The sequence below is a fragment of the Streptomyces sp. NPDC102279 genome, from assembly GCF_044766365.1.
Classification (GTDB): Bacteria; Actinomycetota; Actinomycetes; order Streptomycetales; family Streptomycetaceae; genus Streptomyces.
This window is the reverse complement of record NZ_JBIWLU010000012.1, coordinates 1-16,021: the sequence shown is the minus strand read 5'-3', so window position 1 is coordinate 16,021 and position 16,021 is coordinate 1. Positions and strand designations below refer to the sequence as shown.

Sequence of the window (16,021 nt, the reverse complement as noted above, 5' to 3'; positions counted from 1 at the left end):
ATCCGTACGAACCCGGCGGTTTTACCTTCGGCATGTGCACGCATAACAATCTGCGCCACTCCGCGTGCGTCGCTCCCGCGCAGGCCCGATGCTTGACCCGTGATGGACGAGACGGAGTTCTGGCAGCTGGTGGATTCGACCCGCGAGACTGCCGAGGGAGACCCCGAGGAACAGGCCGACCTGCTGGTCGAGCGGCTCGTCCAGTTGGACCCGGACTCCGTCCTCGACTTCGCGCGGCACTTCGAGTCCCGCTACAACCGTGCCTACCGCTGGGACCTGTGGGGCGCCGCGTGGGTGCTGCTCGACGGGGCCAGCGACGACGCCTTCGACTTCTTCCGGTGCTGGCTGATCGGCCAGGGCCGGGAGGTCTTCGAGGGCGCGATGCACGACCCCGACACGCTCGCCGAGCTGCTGGACGACTTCGACGAGGAGATCGACGGCGACGGCGAGGAGCTCGGTTACGCGGCGGACGAGGCCTATGAACAGCTGACCGGCGCCGTGGCGCCGGATCTCGGCATCCCCGCCGCGGCCTCCGAGCCCGCGGGCACCCCGCTCGACTTCGAGAACGAGCCCCTCGTCGCGGAGCGTTACCCCAAGCTGTGGGAGCGGTTCCGCGAGAGCTGACGGCCGCATGTGCCCGCAGGAGGGCCCGGAGTACCTGTCCGGGCCCTCCTGGACGGTGTGCCGCGCCGACCGCCGGCCGCGGGCTCAGGCCGTCGTCCGGCGGCGGGCGAGGTCCGCGGCGAGGTAGGCCCGCGGCTGTTCGACCCGCACGGTGTGCCGCGGCGGTGCCGCGTTGGCCCGGTCCAGCGCCGAGGCCGTGACCGCCGCCGGACCGAGGACGACCGTCGCCACCGCGCAGAGCACCACCCAGGGGCCCCGCACGGCCTTCGTCCAGCCGGCGGTCCGCTCCGGCGCCTCCGCCCGTTCCGGGCTCCCGCCGCTCCCCCGGCATCCGGTGCGTGCCGCGCGCCGGGCGTGGCGCGGGTGTCCGACGTGCCCCGGGTGAGCCGGGGCCGCCGGGTGCCCTGGGCTCTCCGGCCGACTGATCCTCATGATCCCCACCTCCGGTCGGTACGTACGACGACGCTAGGCCGCTCGGCTCTGCGGAGTCTGTGAGTGGCCTGCGGCGTGCCTGTGACCGGTCGGCCGGGCTCGTACGGCGCGCCGGGGCGCGGGACGGGGCGGGTGGTCAGCGGCCCTGGTACCGGGCCGCTGCGGCGCGGATCTCGGGGAGGCGGGCGGTGAGGGCGGCGCCGGGGCAGCTCGTCATGAAGCCGTCGTTGTGCCCGGCGATGGTGGGCAGGACGGCGGTGCTGCCCTTGGGGTAGCGGCTGAGGCTGTTGCTGGAGACGAGGCGGACGGTACCCCGGGGGTCGACGTCGCCGAGACCGAGCTTCCAGGCGGCGAGGCGGGCGATGGCGTCGGTCATGGCCTTCGGCACCGGGGTGCCCGCCGTGAACGTGCCGATCGCGGCGATCCCCGCGGTGCGGTGGTTGAAGCCCTGGGCGTGGGCCCCGGTGACGGGCCGGTCGACGCCGCCCGCGCGGCCCTCGTAGATCGTGCCGCAGCGGTCGACGAGGAAGTTGTAGCCGATGTCGTCCCACTGCTTGGCGCCGGTCTGGCCCGCGTAGAGGTCGCCGATGATGTGGGGCACGTCGGCGCAGTCGTAGCCGTTCGGCGAGTCGGTGTGGTGGACGAAGACCGCGACGACGCGGTCGTCGTAGCGGGGCGGTGGCTGCTTGTGCGGGCTCGCGGAGCCGAGCCATTTCGACCGCGGCACGATCGGTGGCCGCTCGACGGGGCGTTCCGCGGCCGCGCGAGCCGTCACCGGTGGCGGGACGGCGGCGCGGGTCGCGGTGCGGTCCACGCCCGCCGCGCAGGTCACGAGCGCCGCGACGGCGAGGAGGCCCGGCACGCAGGCCAGCAGGACGAGGGCCGGTTTCGGCAGCGCCGCCCAGGGGCGGCGCGGACTCCACGGTCCGGGGGGCCGGGGCTCGCGCCCCGATCGTATTCGGGCCCCGTTCGCCCGGTGTTCCGGGCGTCCGTGGCGTACGGGGCGGGGTTCTCGCCGCCCGTTCCGTATTCGAGGCCCCCGAGTCTTCCCGAAGACACGCATGGACCCACCCTGACCCGGATCCGCGCGGGCCGCGATGTGTGGTGTGCCACCCGGTGGAACCATCGGGCGTGTCCGGGACGTTTTTACAGGTCCACGGGTGTGTGGTCGTTTCCGCGGCACCACACGCGCGTGGCTGATCAATGGGCCCGCCCGGCGCGTACTAAGGGGCCCCAGAGAAAGGCGGCTCCGTGGACGTGCTCGACCTCCTGCTGATGCTGGTCATCCTGGCCTACGCGGCGTCCGGGTACCGCCGTGGCCTGGTCGCCGGCTGTGTCTCGTTGGCAGGTTTCGTGGGCGGCGCCGTGATCGGCGTGTGGGTGCTGCCCTGGATGATGGAGCTGGCCACGGCGGGCACCCCCGCGGCGACGGTCACGGCGGTGCTCACCGTGCTGGTGCCCGCGGTGGTGGGTCACGAGCTGGCCGGACGGCTGGCCCTGAAGCTCCGCCGGGAGCTGGACCGGGGACCGCTGCGGGTGGCGGACGGGGTCGGCGGGGCCGCGGCGAACACCCTGGCGGTGCTGCTGGTGGCCTGGGTGGCCGCGAGCGTGCTGGGCGCTTCCTCGTCACCGGTGGTGACGCAGTCGATCCGCAACTCGGCGCTGCTGGGCGCCGTGCAGAAGACCATGCCGGAGACCACGCCGACCTGGTTCTCGCGCGCCACCTCCGCGCTCACCGAGGCGGGCTTCCCGCAGGTCTTCAACCCCTTCGAGAACGAACCGACGGCGGGTGTCGCGCGCCCCTCCGGCGACAGTGTGACGCCGTCCGCGACGAACGCCGCGAAGCTGAGCACGGTGAAGGTCGAGGGCGTCTCGGGCAACCAGGGCCGCGAAGGCAGTGGTTTCGTGTTCTCCGCGCAGCGCGTGATGACCAACGCCCACGTGGTGGCGGGCATCGACCGGCCGACCGTGCGGGTGGGCGGGGTCAGCCGGCCGTATCCGGCCCGCGTGGTGCTGTTCGACCCGCAGAAGGACGTCGCCGTGCTGTACGTGCCGGGGCTGCGGGCCCCGGTGCTGCACTTCGACGGGGTCGCCTCGCGCGGCGACTCCGCGGTGGTCGCGGGCTATCCGCAGGACGGCGGCCTCGACCTCCAGGCGGCCACGGTGGCGAGCCGGATCAACGCGACGGGCCAGAACATCTACAACTCCGGCACGGTGACCCGCGAGATCTACTCGATCCGCTCGACGGTCCGCCCGGGCAACTCCGGCGGCCCCCTGCTGACCACCGACGGCAAGGTGTACGGCGTGGTGTTCGCCCGGTCGACCTCGGACAGCGAGACGGGGTATGTCCTGACGGCGCACGAGGTGGCGGGGGACGCCCGCAAGGCGACGCACGCCACGGCCCGCGTCGACACGGGCGACCTGGTCACGTCCTGACCCGCACCTGACCCCGGCCCTGGCGCCGGTTCCCACCGGGGCCCCACGGCTCCCCGGCGCCGGGAGCCGGCGGCTCAGAAGTGGGTGCCGCCGTCGACGCGCACCTCGGTTCCGGTGATGAACCGGCCGTCCTCCGAGGCGAGCATGGCGACGACGCCGGCGACCGCCTCGGGCCCCGCGAAGCCCTCGCCGAGGGCCGGCGCCAGCCTGGTGAACAGGCTCCGGTCGGCGTCGGCCGGCAGTCCGGGGCCGACGCTCAGCCGGCTGGCGCCCGAACCGTCCGTCATGCCCGAGGAGATCGATCCGGGCTGCACGGCGGTGAAGCGCACGCCCTGCTTGCCGTACTCGCTCGCCAGGGCGTGCGTCATGGACTGGATGCCACCCTTGGAGGCCGCGTACGCCGCCATGTAGGGGTGGGCGAAGGCCGCCGAGGTGGAGCTGAAGTTGACGACGGCGGGGCCCTGTCCGGCCAGCAGGTGCGGCAGCGCCTCACGGATCATCAGGAACGTGCCGGTCAGGTTGACGGCGATGACCTGGTTGAAGTCGGCGAGCGGCATCGTGTGGGTGTGCGCGGAGCGCAGGATCCCGGCGGCGTTGACCAGCACGTCCAGACCGCCGAGGACGCGTACGGCCTCGGCGACGGCGGCCCGGACGGAGGCCTCGTCGGCGATGTCCACGACGACGGTGGCCAGCCGCCCGGCGTGGGCGCCCGCCCTGGCCACGGTGTCGGCGAGGCCCGCCTCGCTCACATCCGCGGCGACGACGTGCCCGCCCTCGGCCAGCATCCGCTCCACGGTGGCCTGGCCTATGCCGGAGCCGCCTCCGGTGACGAGCGCACGGCGTCCTGTGTATCGGTTCATGGTGGGTCTCCCGGTCCTCGGGCCGCTGCCGGGTCTCCGGGCACCGGCCGCAGCATGGCGGTGATACGGCGTTACGTACTGCACAGTACGTCGATGTGGCACGTTTTGCCATTGCGGCGAAGCGTGCCCCTCACCACGTTCGCGGCGTACGCTTTCCCCGTGACCAGCCAGCCGTCCCCGGCCCCCGAACCCCCCGCCCTCTCGCTGACCGAACGCCGCAAGGCCGCGACCCAGCTCGATATCGCCCGAGCGGCGGCGGAGCTCTTCACGGAGTTCGGTCCGGACGGCACCACGGCCGAGGACATCGCCCGCCGGGCCGGGGTGGCCCTGCGCACCTTCTACCGCTACTTCCGCAACAAGCAGGACGCCGTGGGCCCGTTGCTCGCGTCGGGCGGCGACCGCTGGCGCGCCGTGCTCGCGGCGGCCGAACCGGGCACGGCGCTGCCCGAGGCACTGGAGCGGGCGACCGCCGAGGCGTTGTCCGCGCCGGACGCGCGCGCGGTGGACGGGCTGGAGCAGACGCGGGCACTGCTGCGCGCGGCGGCCGACGACGCGGCGCTGCGGGCCGTCTGGTACCGGGTGAACCAGGAGTCGGAGGAGCGGCTGATCCCGGTGGTGGCCCGGCTCGCGGGCACCGGCGCGGACCCGCTGGAGGTCCGGCTCGCCGCCGCGGCGGCCACCGACGCGATCCGGGTCGCGCTGGAGACCTGGGCGGCCACGGACGCGGCGGCCGACGGCCCGGGCTCCCCCGCCGAACTGGCGGTCCGCTGTCTGCGTCATCTCCTGGGCGGCATGCGCCCTTCGCTCACCGCGGGCGGGAACTGACGGACACGTGCGGGGACATCGGCGCGCCCGGCCGGGAACGGAGCGGGTCGGCGCGGCCGGTTCGACCGGGGGAACGCGTGTGGGTCAGAGGGAGCGGCCCATGAAGACGTCGTCCACGTAGACCCCGTCCAGCAGGAACTCCTCCCGCAGGACCCCCTCGACGACGAAGCCCTCGGACGCGTACAGGCCGCGGGCCGGGGCGTTGTGGCCGAGCACCCGCAGCGTGACGCGCCGGGCGCCCTGGCCGCGGGCCTCCTCGCACACGGCCCGCAGCAGCGCGCGGCCCACCCCGGCGCCGCGCGCCTCGTCGGCGACGGCGAGTCCGAGGATCTGCCGGACGTGCGCGTTGCAGGCGAGCGGGGTCGGGAAGCCCAGCCGGATGTACCCGACGACCCGGCCGTCGAGTTCGGCGACGAGGTGGTCCCGGGGGCCGAACCGCTCGCTGTAGAACGGCTCGTACGGCGGCTGGGGCCGCGGCATGACGGCGTGCAGCGTGGACCAGGTGTCGCGGTCGAGCCTGCCGAGCGTGTCCTCGTCGTCGAGGGTGGCGGTACGTATGTGCGGTGCGGCTGCCATGCCGATCACTGTACGGCGGCCGTACGGAGGTCCGTTCCGGGATTTCCGCCGCCTTCCGGGCAGGATGGACCCATGAGCGACTCCCCCCTTCCCCCGGGTTCCCGTATCGCGATCGCCGGCGCGTCCGGCCTCATCGGCTCCGAACTCGCGCGCTCCTTGCGGGCGGACGGACACGAGGTGGTCCGGCTCGTGCGGCACGCCCCCCGTTCGGGGGACGAGGTGCGCTGGGATCCGCAGCGGCAGCTGATCGACGCGGCCGGGCTCATCGGGTGCGCCGCCGTGGTCAACCTGGCCGGCGCCGGTGTCGCTTCGCGGCCGTGGACCCAGGCCTACAAGAAGCAGATCCGGGACAGCCGGGTGCTCGGTACGGCGACGCTCGCCGAGGCGGTGGCCTCGCTCGACGAGCCGCCCCGGGTCTTCGTGAACGGCAGCGCGATCGGCTTCTACGGCGACACGGGCAGCCGCGCGGTCGACGAGTCGGCGGCGCCCGGCGACGGGTTCCTCTCCTCGGTGTGCGTGGAGTGGGAGGAGGCGACGGCTCCCGCGCAGGAGGCCGGGGTGCGCACGGTGCTGCCCCGGACCGGGCTCGTGGTGTCCCGGGCGGGCGGGGCCTGGGCGAAGCTGTTCCCGCTGTTCAAGGCGGGCCTCGGCGGCCGGCTGGGCGACGGCGGCCAGTACTGGAGCTTCATCGCCCTGCACGACGAGGTGGCCGCGATCCGGCACCTCATGGACACGGAGTCGGTGTCCGGGCCGGTGAACCTGACGGCTCCCGACCCGCTCACCAACCGGGAGATCACCGAGGCCATGGGCCGGGTCCTGCACCGCCCGACCCTGCTGGCCACGCCCGCTCCGCTCATGCGCCTCGCCCTGGGCGAGATGTCGGGGGAGATCCTGGGCAGCCAGCGTGTGCTGCCGACCCGTCTCCTGGAGTCGGGCTTCGCGTTCGCGTTCCCGTCGATCGACGGGACGCTGCGGGCCGCTCTGGGCTGAGGCCCGGAAAGGGGGAGCGCTCACGCCGGGCGCGCCCCCGTCCGGCCGCTCCACCGGCCTCTTGGCCTCCCCCGGCGGGCACATGCACCCCCCCGTGCCCCCGTGCACGGCTGCCGCGCGGCTTCCGCCGGGGGCGCGGGCCTCGCACCCTCGATCCGAACTCGGGTATTCCTGAAGCCTGTTGGGGGCATGACGTTCCCACCGGCCGCGCAACCTCGAGGAGGGGCACGTGCCAGAGCCCGCACGCCAAGCCGCGCACAGGGCGGCGACAGCGGAAGACGCAGAAGACGCGGACGTCGTGGTGGTGGGAGCCGGTGTCGCCGGTCTCGCGGCCGCACGACATCTGACCGGGGCGGGGCTGAGGACCGTCGTCCTGGAGGCCGCCCCCCACGTGGGCGGCCGGATGTCCACGGAGAAGGTCGACGGCTTCCGGCTGGACCGGCTCGGCCGGCTCCTGTCCACCTCCTACCCGGAACTGCGCCACACCCCGGGCCTGGACGCCCTGACCCTGCGGCCGTTCTCGCCCGGCGTGCTGCTGCACAGCGACGGCCACCACCACCGGGCCGTCGCACCCGGCACGCCGCGGAGCGCAAGGGGCGCATTCACCACCGCACGCGCCCTCGCGAGCGCCCCCCGGCTGCCGCTGGCCCGTCCGGCGCGCGGCACCTCCCGGCCCGGACCACTCGGCGGCCCGCTGGACCAGTCCCGTCTGGCGATGGCCCTCGGGCGGCTCGCCGCCACCGAGCCGGAGCGGCTCCTCGCGCGCCCCGACCTCACCGCGACCCGTTCGCTGATCGCCCGGGGGCTGCCACCCCGTACGGTCGACGGGTTTCTGCGCCCCCTCCTGGCCGCCCTGCTCTGCGACCCGGAACTCGGGACGTCGAGCCGGTGCGCGGACCTCGCGCTGCACGCGTTCGCCACCGGCCGGCTGTGCCTGCCGGAGGGCGGCGCGGACGCCCTCCCGGAACTGCTCGCGGCCGGCCTGCCACCGGGCACCGTGCACACCAACGTCGAGGTCACCGCCGTCTCCACGACCACCGTGTCGACGCGGGACCACGGCGAGATCCGCTGCCGGTCCGTCCTGCTGGCGACCGGGGCGCGCGCCGCCGCGGACTTCCTGCCGGGGCTGCACGTCCCGGCCTTCCATCCGGTGACCGTCCTGCACCACACCATGGACGAGCCCCCGCTCACCGACCCGGCCCTCCTGCTGGACGCCGACCGGGGCGGTCCGGTGGCCCACACGGCGGTCGTCAGCCAGGTCGACCCGACGCGGGCCCCGGCGGGCCGCGCCCTGGTCTCCTCGACCGTGCTCGGGACCCCGCCCGGCGCGGCCCACCTGGACGCGACGGTCCGCGCCCAGCTGGCCCGCCTCTACGGGACGTCGACGTCCCGCTGGGAACTGCTGGCGGTCCACCACGAACCCGAGGCGGTCCCGGCGATGCCTCCCCCGCACGACGCGCGGCGCCCGGTACGGCTGCTGGCGGGCCTGTACGTGTGCGGCGACCACCGGGACACCAGCACCGTCCAGGGCGCGCTGCACTCGGCCCGGCGGGCCGCCCACGCCCTCCTGAGAGACCTGGACGTCCGCCCGGTCCCGTCGGCGGAACAGCTGGAGTCCGCGGCCGCCTGACCGTTCCCGCCCCGGGGGTGCCGGCGGGCACGGCGAGCTTCCCGGTCTCCGGCACCCCAGGCCGGAGACCGGGGACGACCGCCGCGGTCCCCCGGCTCAGCTCAGCGTGGACACCTTGTCCCGGTACCCGCGCACGGGCGCCGCGTCCTTGTACGGTTCGAGCCGCTTCTCGAAGTCCCGTACGTACTCGATGGCCCGCGCCGACCGCATCTCCGCCGCCTGACCGGCCGCCTCCGCCCCCAGCAGGCAGGCCTGGTCGAGCTCGCCGAGCCCGAGCCGGGCGGAGGCGAGCACCACCCGGCAGAACAGCCGGCTGCGGGCGTAGCCGGGCGCGCGCAGTTGCAGCGAGCGCTCGGCGTGCTGCGCGGCGGCCCGGAACTGCTGGAGGTCCCGGTGGCAGTGCCCGAACTCGTCGGCGAGCTGCGCCTCGTCGAAGAAGCGGGCCCAGTGCGGGACCTCGTCGCCGGACCGGGACGCCTCCAGCGCCCGTTCGGCCCGGACCAGCGAGGCCGTGCAGGCCCGCACCTCGCCGAGCACACCGTGCCCCCGCGCCTCGACGGCGTGCAGCAGCGCCTGCACCAGGTGCGGTCCCGACGACCCGAGTCCCTGCTGGGCGACCCGGGCGAGCTGCACGGCCTCGCGCCCGTGCCCGAGGTAGACGGCCTGCCGGCTCATCGTGATGAGGACGTACGCGCCGTACACCCGGTCACCCGCGGCCTGGGCGAGCCGCAGCGCCTGGACGAAGTACCGCTGGGCGAGCCCGTGCGCTCCGATGTCGTACGAGGTCCAGCCCGCGAGCCGGGTGAGGTCGGAGGCGGCGGCGAACAGGTGCCGGCCGGTCTGCTCGCCGTACGCGCCGCGCAGCATCGGTTCGGTCTCGTGTTCCAGGTAGCGCACCAGTGCCTGCCGGGCGTGGCCGCCGCCGTAGGCGTGGTCGAGGACGCGGAAGAGCTCGCCGACCGAGCGGAGGGCGGCGATGTCCCCTCCGGTGACCCGCTGCCCGGGCCCCCGCTCGGTGCGAGCGCGCCGGGCCGTTGGGACGCCCGGTTCGGGCGGCGCCGTGAGCCGGGGGACCGCCGGGCGGCCCTGGGGAGGCACCCGGGAGTGCTGGTCGCCGTGGGCGACGCGGTCGTCGGCCCGGCCGATCAGCCAGTCCCGGCTGGGCACGACGAGTCCGGCCGGGGTGAAGGCGATCTTGCGGAGTTCGGCGTGGCTGCCGGAGTCCTTGCGCCACAGGCCGCTGACGATGTCGACGGCCTCCTCCGGGGAGGCGGCGAACTCCAGCCCGGCGTAGACGGGTGCGCAGGCGTCGAGTCCGAGGTCCTGCGCGGTCAGGCGCCGGCCGAGGCGGCGGGTGAAGACCTCGGCGATGAGCGCGGGCGTGGTCCCGCGGGGCTGCTGCCCCCGCAGCCACCGCGTCACCGATGTCTTGTCGTATCTGAGGTCGAGTCCGTGTTCCAGACCGAGCTGGTCCACGCGACGGGCGAGACCTGCGTTGGAGAACCCCGCTTCTGCGATGAGCGCGGCGAGCTGGCGGTTGGGAGTGCGCTGCGCGGGTCGTTCCGTCATCTGCGGTGCGGTCTCCTGCCTTTCGGGTCACCAAGGGCTCGGGGCGGCGTGGAGCGTGCTCGGGCCGCCCCGAGGCCGCCTGGTGCCCGGATTGCCTGTGAGCAGCCCTTATGGCCTCGTGAACGGCGCGAATGTAGCGGAGCGTGAGCACGTCATCGCACACTTCGACATTCATTCATCCGATCGTGTGAGGATTGACCGTCGGGCTGACGCGTTTCCGGCGGACGTACAGTGGCGTGGGCGCCGACGGACCTGACGAAAGGTTCTTTCGCGTGCCGCGCACGGGGCCACCACCGCCCCAGGAAGCTTCGAGGGAGGCGCTTGCCGTGAGTGAGTTGCGGTTCGTCCGCATGGGATTCGGCGACGAGGCCGTCGAGTACCAGGAGGCGTGGGACGAGCAGCGCCGCGTGCACGCCGCCCGGTTCCTGGACGAGATCCCCGACACCTGTCTGCTCCTGGAGCACCCGCCGGTCTACACGGCGGGCCGGCGCACGGCGGACAGCGAGCGGCCCCTGGACGGCACGCCGGTCATCGACGTGGACCGCGGCGGCAAGATCACCTGGCACGGCCCGGGCCAGCTCGTCGGCTACCCCATCCAGAAACTCCCCCGCCCGGTGGACGTCGTAGCACACGTGCGCCGGCTGGAAGAGGCCCTCATCCGTACGTGTGCGGAGTTCGGCCTGGAGACCAGCCGGGTCGAGGGCCGCAGCGGCGTGTGGATCCTCGGCGACGCCAAGGACCCCGCCGAACAGCGCACGGCGCTCGGCGGTCTCTCCCTGGACTTCGACCCGAGGCTCCAGGACGAGGAGTTCGACCCCCGGCTCGACGGCCCGGAGTACGCACCCTCCAACGCCGGCCAGCGCCGCGAGGACCGCAAGATCGCCGCGATCGGCATCCGCGTCGCCAAGGGCGTCACCATGCACGGCTTCGCGCTGAACGTGAACCCGGACAACGCATGGTTCGACCGGATCATCCCGTGCGGCATCCGCGACGCGGGCGTCGCCTCCCTCGCGGGCGAACTCGGCCGCGACGTGACCATCGCCGAGGTCCTCCCGGTGGCCGAGCGGCACCTGCGGGACGTACTGGAGAACGCGGAGCTGCAGCCGCGGGTCGTGGAACGGACGCCGGCCTAGAAGCCCTCCCCCGGACGGAGCGGCCGTACGGGAATGGACCCCCGTTCCCGAAGGTTGCCCACCTCGGGGGCCGAGAACCGCACGGGCGTACCCTGGTGTACGCCGAAGAATCGAAGCTACAGGGAGCCGATGTGTCCGCAGTCGCACCCGACGGACGCAAGATGCTGCGCCTGGAGGTCCGGAACAGCCAGACCCCCATCGAGCGCAAGCCCGAGTGGATCAAGACCCGGGCGAAAATGGGCCCCGAGTACACGAAGATGCAGGCGCTCGTGAAGAGCGAGGGCCTGCACACCGTCTGCCAGGAGGCGGGCTGTCCCAACATCTACGAATGCTGGGAAGACCGCGAGGCCACCTTCCTCATCGGCGGTGACCAGTGCACGCGGCGCTGCGACTTCTGCCAGATCGACACGGGCAAGCCCGAGGCGCTGGACCGTGACGAGCCCCGCCGTGTCGGCGAGTCCGTCGTCACGATGGACCTGAACTACGCCACCATCACCGGCGTCGCCCGCGACGACCTGGAGGACGGCGGCGCCTGGCTGTACGCCGAGACGGTCCGCCAGATCCACGCCCAGACGGCGGGCCGCGAGACCGGCCGCACCAAGGTCGAGCTGCTGGCCCCGGACTTCAACGCCGAGCCCGCGCAGCTCGCCGAGGTCTTCTCCTCGCGCCCCGAGGTGTTCGCGCACAACGTCGAGACCGTCCCGCGGATCTTCAAGCGCATCCGCCCGGGCTTCCGCTACGAGCGCTCGCTCAAGGTCATCACCGAGGCCCGTGACTACGGTCTGGTCACGAAGTCGAACCTGATCCTCGGCATGGGCGAGACCCGCGAGGAGGTCAGCGAGGCGCTCCAGCAGCTGCACGACGCGGGCTGCGAGCTCATCACGATCACGCAGTACCTGCGGCCCACCGTGCGCCACCACCCCGTGGAGCGCTGGGTCAAGCCGCACGAGTTCGTGGAGCTGAAGGAGGAGGCCGAGGAGATCGGTTTCTCCGGCGTCATGTCGGGTCCGCTGGTCCGTTCCTCGTACCGCGCCGGCCGGCTTTACCAGATGGCCGTCGAGAAGCGCGGGGCCTACGTCGCCTCCCAGGCGGTCTGATTACGCCGAACGGGAGTCGCTCGCGATTTTTTGCGAAACGAAGGCGGTGGCACTGAGTGCCACCGCCTTCGTGTGAGTCCGCGCACAGCCAACTCGCCGTTCACACCGGCCCGTTCACGGCCGTCGCGGCCATCCGCGCAGTTCGAGACGCCACCGGGGACGCGTCGGAAATACGACCCTCGGCATCAAGGTTTCATTGGTGTTTGACCGGTCGGTCACGCCCTGGTAACACCAATCAGTGACCCTTGTCCTACACCCCGTACCGTCCCGCACGAGCCGCCTATCCCGAGGGGGGACCTCCACCATGCAGGCCGCGCCCGTTCGCGCCACCGCGATCCCGTCGTTCACCGATGCACTCCGTGCCGTCGAGTCGCTGCTCATGAGCAGTGGTCAGCGCACCGCCCGCCGCAACGCGTGGACCTCCGTCCTGGAGGACCGCCGCCGTGCGAAGGACCGGGTCGAGGCGCAGCTCGTGCTGGAATCCGTTCTCACGCGTCCCTGACCCCGACGCGGGCACCTCGCGGCCCCGCTCGCCCGGGTACTGCCGTCGTAGGCGCTTCCCGGGCCACGTAGACTTCCTGGCATGGCGAGGAAGGAACCCGCAGCGGACGCTGCGAACCCCGGGCGACTCAAGCAGATCGTCCAGACGTACAAGATGACCCGCAAGGCCGATTCGTTGATCGGTCTTGTACTCGCGGCTGTCGGAATTGTCACCTTCGGTGTCATCCTCGCGATCGGCTTCTTGATCGGCCACCCGGTCTATCTCGGCATCCTCGGGCTCCTGCTCGCCTTCCTCGCGACGGCGATCGTCTTCGGGCGCAGGGCCGAGCGGGCCGCCTTCGGGCAGATGGAAGGGCAGCCCGGCGCAGCCGCGGCGGTGCTCGACAACATCGGCCGAGGCTGGACCACGACTCCGGCGGTGGCGATGAACCGCAGCCAGGACGTGGTGCACCGCGCGGTCGGCAAGGCCGGCATCGTGCTGGTCGCCGAGGGCAACCCGAACCGGGTGAAGAGCCTGCTGGCCGCCGAGAAGAAGAAGATGGCGCGGATCGTCTCGGACGTTCCGGTGCACGACATCCTCGTGGGCACGGGCGAGAACACGGTGGAGCTGAAGAAGCTCCGCACGACGATGCTCAAGCTGCCGCGCGTCCTCACCGGCCCGCAGGTCACCGCGACCAACGACCGGCTGCGCGCGATGGGCGACCTCATGAGCAACATGCCGCTGCCGAAGGGCCCGATGCCCAAGGGCATGCGGATGCCGCGCGGCGGCAAGGGCCGCTGACGCTCCCCCAGAACTCAGAACGCCGATGGGGCGCCCGGAGAATTCTCCGGGCGCCCCATCGGCGTCTGTGCGTCGGGTGCGCCGCGCTCCGGGATGCCGCCGCGGCCCGCCGGGCGGAGGGGGATCGCTCACTTCTCGACCGGCCAGGTGTCACTCCCCCGCAGACCCTCCAGGACGCAGCCGGGGCGGTCGGCGCCGCATACGGGGACGGCCCGGACCGGCGTCGTACAGGACCAGCGGGGATGGATCAGGACCACGGGGCGGTCAGGACCGGCCGTCCGTGACGGGGCGGGGCGGCCACGACGGCCGGGGCTCACGGAGCGGCGGCGCCGTGCGCGTCAGGCGCGGACCTCGACCGTGCGGGCCAGCCGGTCGTGCAGGCCGCGGCCGTCGCGGTCCCAGATCAGCGCCGGGACGGCCACGCACAGGAGCGCGGTACGCAGCAGGACGCGCAGCGGGTTCAGCCGGCCGCCGCCCTCGGGGACGACGCGCAGGCCGAACAGGCGCTTGCCCGGTGTGAAGCCGAGGGTACCGACCGTGAGCAGGCCGAGGACGAAGAAGACGAGGAGGGCCCAGTTGCCCGTGGCCTGGTCGTAGCCATGGGTGAGCAGCCCGTATGCGATCAGGAGGCACAGGCCCCAGTCGACGACCAGGGCGCCGAGCCGGCGGCCGGGGCGGGCGATCGAGCCAGGTCCCTGCTCCGGCAGACCGAGCTGCTCGCCGCGGTATCCGAAGTCGACACCGGCGTCCTCGGCGGCCGCGCGGGGTCCGGAGAGCCACGATCCGATTGCTTGCCTGTTGTCCACGCGTCCACGGTACTGTGCCCGTTTTGACCTGTGGACAGGAGGGGCCTTACGGGCCCGGGTCGGTTAACTTGGGCGAAACAAATGGGTCACGCTTGAGAAATCCCCCGTCCCTATGGTCGGCTCCAGCGTGTGCCACCGCACTGGCCGCACGAACGAACTACCACCCCGGTCCACAGTGGGCGGGAGTAGGAGGAGCTGGATGTTCCAGAACGCCGACGAGGCCAAGAAGTACATCGCGGACGAGGGCGTCAAGTTCGTCGATGTCCGCTTCTGCGACCTGCCGGGTGTGATGCAGCACTTCACGATCCCGGCCGAGGCCTTCGACCCGGCCGAGGAGCTTGCGTTCGACGGCTCCTCCATCCGCGGCTTCCAGGCCATCCACGAGTCCGACATGGCGCTCCGCGCCGACCTGTCCACCGCGCGCGTCGACCCCTTCCGCCGCGACAAGACGGTCAACATCAACTTCTTCATCCACGACCCGATCACGGGCGAGCAGTACTCCCGTGACCCGCGCAACGTGGCCAAGAAGGCCGAGGCCTACCTCGCGTCGACCGGTATCGCCGACACGGCGTACTTCGGTCCCGAGGCCGAGTTCTACGTCTTCGACAGCGTGCGCTTCAAGACCGCCGAGAACGAGTCCTTCTACCACATCGACTCCGAGGCAGGCGCCTGGAACACCGGTGCGGTCGAGGACAACCGCGGTTACAAGGTTCGCTACAAGGGCGGCTACTTCCCGACCCCGCCGGTCGACCACTTCGCCGACCTGCGTGCGGAGATCTCCCTGGAGCTGGCCGCGTCCGGCCTCCAGGTCGAGCGCCAGCACCACGAGGTGGGCACCGCCGGCCAGGCCGAGATCAACTACAAGTTCAACACGCTGCTCGCCGCGGCCGACGACCTCCAGCTCTTCAAGTACATCGTGAAGAACGTCGCCTGGCGCAACGGCAAGACCGCGACCTTCATGCCGAAGCCGATCTTCGGCGACAACGGCTCGGGCATGCACGTCCACCAGTCGCTGTGGAGCGGCGGCTCCCCGCTGTTCTACGACGAGGCCGGTTACGCGGGCCTGTCGGACATGGCCCGCTACTACATCGGCGGCATCCTCAAGCACGCCCCGTCGCTGCTCGCCTTCACCAACCCGACGGTGAACTCGTACCACCGTCTGGTCCCCGGCTTCGAGGCCCCGGTCAACCTGGTGTACTCGCAGCGCAACCGCTCCGCGGCCATGCGTATCCCGATCACGGGCTCCAACCCGAAGGCCAAGCGCGTCGAGTTCCGCGCGCCCGACTCCTCCGGCAACCCGTACCTGGCGTTCTCGGCCCTGCTCATGGCCGGCCTGGACGGCGTCAAGAACAAGATCGAGCCGGCCGAGCCGATCGACAAGGACCTGTACGAGCTGGCTCCCGAGGAGCACGCGGGCGTCGCCCAGGTGCCGACCTCGCTCCCGGCCGTCCTCGACCGCCTCGAGGCCGACCACGAGTTCCTGCTCGCCGGCGACGTCTTCACGTCCGACCTGATCGAGACGTGGATCGACTACAAGCGCACCAACGAGATCGCCCCGCTGCAGCTGCGTCCGCACCCGCACGAGTTCGAGCTCTACTTCGACGTGTAAACCCCGCCCCACCGCGACACCACCGGCCGTGTCCCACCACCGGGGGGGGGACCCGCCGGCCGGGTGCCCCGGCCCGGGCCGGGGTGGGGGCGGGCGGAAAAACTGGGGGTTGTAAGGGGCGATCTTTTGCCGGGTGGGGGGGGGTCGGGCCC

At 72.7% G+C, this 16,021-nt stretch carries 16 protein-coding genes; 10 read left to right on the top strand and 6 right to left on the bottom strand.

The features are described from left to right. Positions 1–102 precede the first annotated feature (102 nt). Positions 103–624: a DUF4240 domain-containing protein gene (locus ACIRQH_RS29045; RefSeq protein WP_358815345.1), complete on the top strand. Its 522-nt coding sequence runs from the start codon at positions 103–105 to the stop codon at positions 622–624. 84 nt (positions 625–708) lie between these two features. Here the strand turns inward: ACIRQH_RS29045 and ACIRQH_RS29040 are convergent, their stop codons facing one another. Both ACIRQH_RS29040 and ACIRQH_RS29035 read right to left on the bottom strand, forming a co-directional pair. Continuing rightward, on the bottom strand, positions 709–1,056 hold the full coding sequence (locus ACIRQH_RS29040; RefSeq protein ID WP_404227614.1) for a hypothetical protein: 348 nt from the start codon (positions 1,054–1,056) through the stop codon (positions 709–711). Between the two features lie 136 nt (positions 1,057–1,192). Beyond that, positions 1,193–1,918 carry a peptidoglycan recognition protein gene (locus ACIRQH_RS29035; RefSeq protein ID WP_404227611.1) on the bottom strand — a complete coding sequence of 242 codons (726 nt, stop codon included), beginning with the start codon at positions 1,916–1,918 and terminating at the stop codon, positions 1,193–1,195. Positions 1,919–2,307: 389 nt separating this feature from the next. Between ACIRQH_RS29035 and ACIRQH_RS29030 the strand changes: the two genes are divergently transcribed. Next, positions 2,308–3,492, top strand: coding sequence for a MarP family serine protease (locus ACIRQH_RS29030; protein WP_358815203.1), 1,185 nt, complete (start codon positions 2,308–2,310; stop codon positions 3,490–3,492). A 74-nt stretch (positions 3,493–3,566) separates the two neighbouring features. Here ACIRQH_RS29030 and ACIRQH_RS29025 read toward each other — a convergent pair whose 3' ends face one another. Further along, positions 3,567–4,352: an SDR family NAD(P)-dependent oxidoreductase gene (locus ACIRQH_RS29025; protein ID WP_404227608.1), complete on the bottom strand. Its 786-nt coding sequence runs from the start codon at positions 4,350–4,352 to the stop codon at positions 3,567–3,569. Between the two features lie 159 nt (positions 4,353–4,511). Between ACIRQH_RS29025 and ACIRQH_RS29020 the strand changes: the two genes are divergently transcribed. Continuing rightward, positions 4,512–5,177 (top strand): TetR family transcriptional regulator, encoded by a 666-nt coding sequence (locus ACIRQH_RS29020; RefSeq protein ID WP_388865024.1) that lies wholly within the window; start codon positions 4,512–4,514, stop codon positions 5,175–5,177. Between the two features lie 84 nt (positions 5,178–5,261). Here the strand turns inward: ACIRQH_RS29020 and ACIRQH_RS29015 are convergent, their stop codons facing one another. Continuing rightward, positions 5,262–5,753 carry a GNAT family N-acetyltransferase gene (locus ACIRQH_RS29015; RefSeq protein WP_358815205.1) on the bottom strand — a complete coding sequence of 164 codons (492 nt, stop codon included), beginning with the start codon at positions 5,751–5,753 and terminating at the stop codon, positions 5,262–5,264. 72 nt (positions 5,754–5,825) lie between these two features. Here ACIRQH_RS29015 and ACIRQH_RS29010 point away from each other — a divergent pair, with 72 nt between their 5' ends. Beyond that, complete coding sequence (locus ACIRQH_RS29010) at positions 5,826–6,743, top strand: TIGR01777 family oxidoreductase (RefSeq protein WP_404227604.1); 918 nt, start codon at positions 5,826–5,828, stop codon at positions 6,741–6,743. Between the two features lie 229 nt (positions 6,744–6,972). Next, complete coding sequence (locus tag ACIRQH_RS29005) at positions 6,973–8,373, top strand: NAD(P)/FAD-dependent oxidoreductase (RefSeq protein WP_404227602.1); 1,401 nt, start codon at positions 6,973–6,975, stop codon at positions 8,371–8,373. Between the two features lie 96 nt (positions 8,374–8,469). Here the strand turns inward: ACIRQH_RS29005 and ACIRQH_RS29000 are convergent, their stop codons facing one another. Continuing rightward, entirely contained in the window at positions 8,470–9,942 is a 1,473-nt protein-coding gene (locus ACIRQH_RS29000) for a regulator (RefSeq protein ID WP_404227599.1), read from the bottom strand. A gap of 326 nt (positions 9,943–10,268) precedes the next feature. On the opposite strand from ACIRQH_RS29000, the gene lipB reads away from it, so the two are divergent. From lipB to ACIRQH_RS28980, 4 genes are all read left to right on the top strand, one after another. Beyond that, positions 10,269–11,075 carry a lipoyl(octanoyl) transferase LipB gene (gene lipB, locus ACIRQH_RS28995; RefSeq protein WP_358815209.1) on the top strand — a complete coding sequence of 269 codons (807 nt, stop codon included), beginning with the start codon at positions 10,269–10,271 and terminating at the stop codon, positions 11,073–11,075. Positions 11,076–11,206: 131 nt separating this feature from the next. Continuing rightward, positions 11,207–12,172 carry a lipoyl synthase gene (gene lipA, locus ACIRQH_RS28990; RefSeq protein ID WP_358815210.1) on the top strand — a complete coding sequence of 322 codons (966 nt, stop codon included), beginning with the start codon at positions 11,207–11,209 and terminating at the stop codon, positions 12,170–12,172. A 304-nt stretch (positions 12,173–12,476) separates the two neighbouring features. Next, positions 12,477–12,674 (top strand): hypothetical protein, encoded by a 198-nt coding sequence (locus ACIRQH_RS28985; protein WP_081216839.1) that lies wholly within the window; start codon positions 12,477–12,479, stop codon positions 12,672–12,674. Between the two features lie 81 nt (positions 12,675–12,755). After that, a complete protein-coding gene (locus ACIRQH_RS28980) occupies positions 12,756–13,454 on the top strand; it encodes a DUF4191 domain-containing protein (RefSeq protein ID WP_388865013.1) in 699 nt (232 codons plus the stop codon). A gap of 338 nt (positions 13,455–13,792) precedes the next feature. Here ACIRQH_RS28980 and ACIRQH_RS28975 read toward each other — a convergent pair whose 3' ends face one another. Further along, positions 13,793–14,260: an RDD family protein gene (locus ACIRQH_RS28975; RefSeq protein ID WP_358815212.1), complete on the bottom strand. Its 468-nt coding sequence runs from the start codon at positions 14,258–14,260 to the stop codon at positions 13,793–13,795. A gap of 199 nt (positions 14,261–14,459) precedes the next feature. Here ACIRQH_RS28975 and glnA point away from each other — a divergent pair, with 199 nt between their 5' ends. Continuing rightward, positions 14,460–15,869: a type I glutamate--ammonia ligase gene (glnA, locus tag ACIRQH_RS28970; RefSeq protein WP_358815213.1), complete on the top strand. Its 1,410-nt coding sequence runs from the start codon at positions 14,460–14,462 to the stop codon at positions 15,867–15,869. The last annotated feature ends 152 nt before the right edge of the window (positions 15,870–16,021 follow it).

Coding starts and splice junctions, on each gene's coding strand:
- ACIRQH_RS29045 (WP_358815345.1), top strand. CDS start 103: ATGGACGAGACGGAGTTCTGGCAGCTGGTGGATTCGACCCGCGAGACT.
- ACIRQH_RS29040 (WP_404227614.1), bottom strand. CDS start 1,056: ATGAGGATCAGTCGGCCGGAGAGCCCAGGGCACCCGGCGGCCCCGGCT.
- ACIRQH_RS29025 (WP_404227608.1), bottom strand. CDS start 4,352: ATGAACCGATACACAGGACGCCGTGCGCTCGTCACCGGAGGCGGCTCC.
- ACIRQH_RS29015 (WP_358815205.1), bottom strand. CDS start 5,753: ATGGCAGCCGCACCGCACATACGTACCGCCACCCTCGACGACGAGGAC.
- ACIRQH_RS29010 (WP_404227604.1), top strand. CDS start 5,826: ATGAGCGACTCCCCCCTTCCCCCGGGTTCCCGTATCGCGATCGCCGGC.
- ACIRQH_RS29000 (WP_404227599.1), bottom strand. CDS start 9,942: ATGACGGAACGACCCGCGCAGCGCACTCCCAACCGCCAGCTCGCCGCG.
- ACIRQH_RS28985 (WP_081216839.1), top strand. CDS start 12,477: ATGCAGGCCGCGCCCGTTCGCGCCACCGCGATCCCGTCGTTCACCGAT.
- ACIRQH_RS28980 (WP_388865013.1), top strand. CDS start 12,756: ATGGCGAGGAAGGAACCCGCAGCGGACGCTGCGAACCCCGGGCGACTC.
- glnA (WP_358815213.1), top strand. CDS start 14,460: ATGTTCCAGAACGCCGACGAGGCCAAGAAGTACATCGCGGACGAGGGC.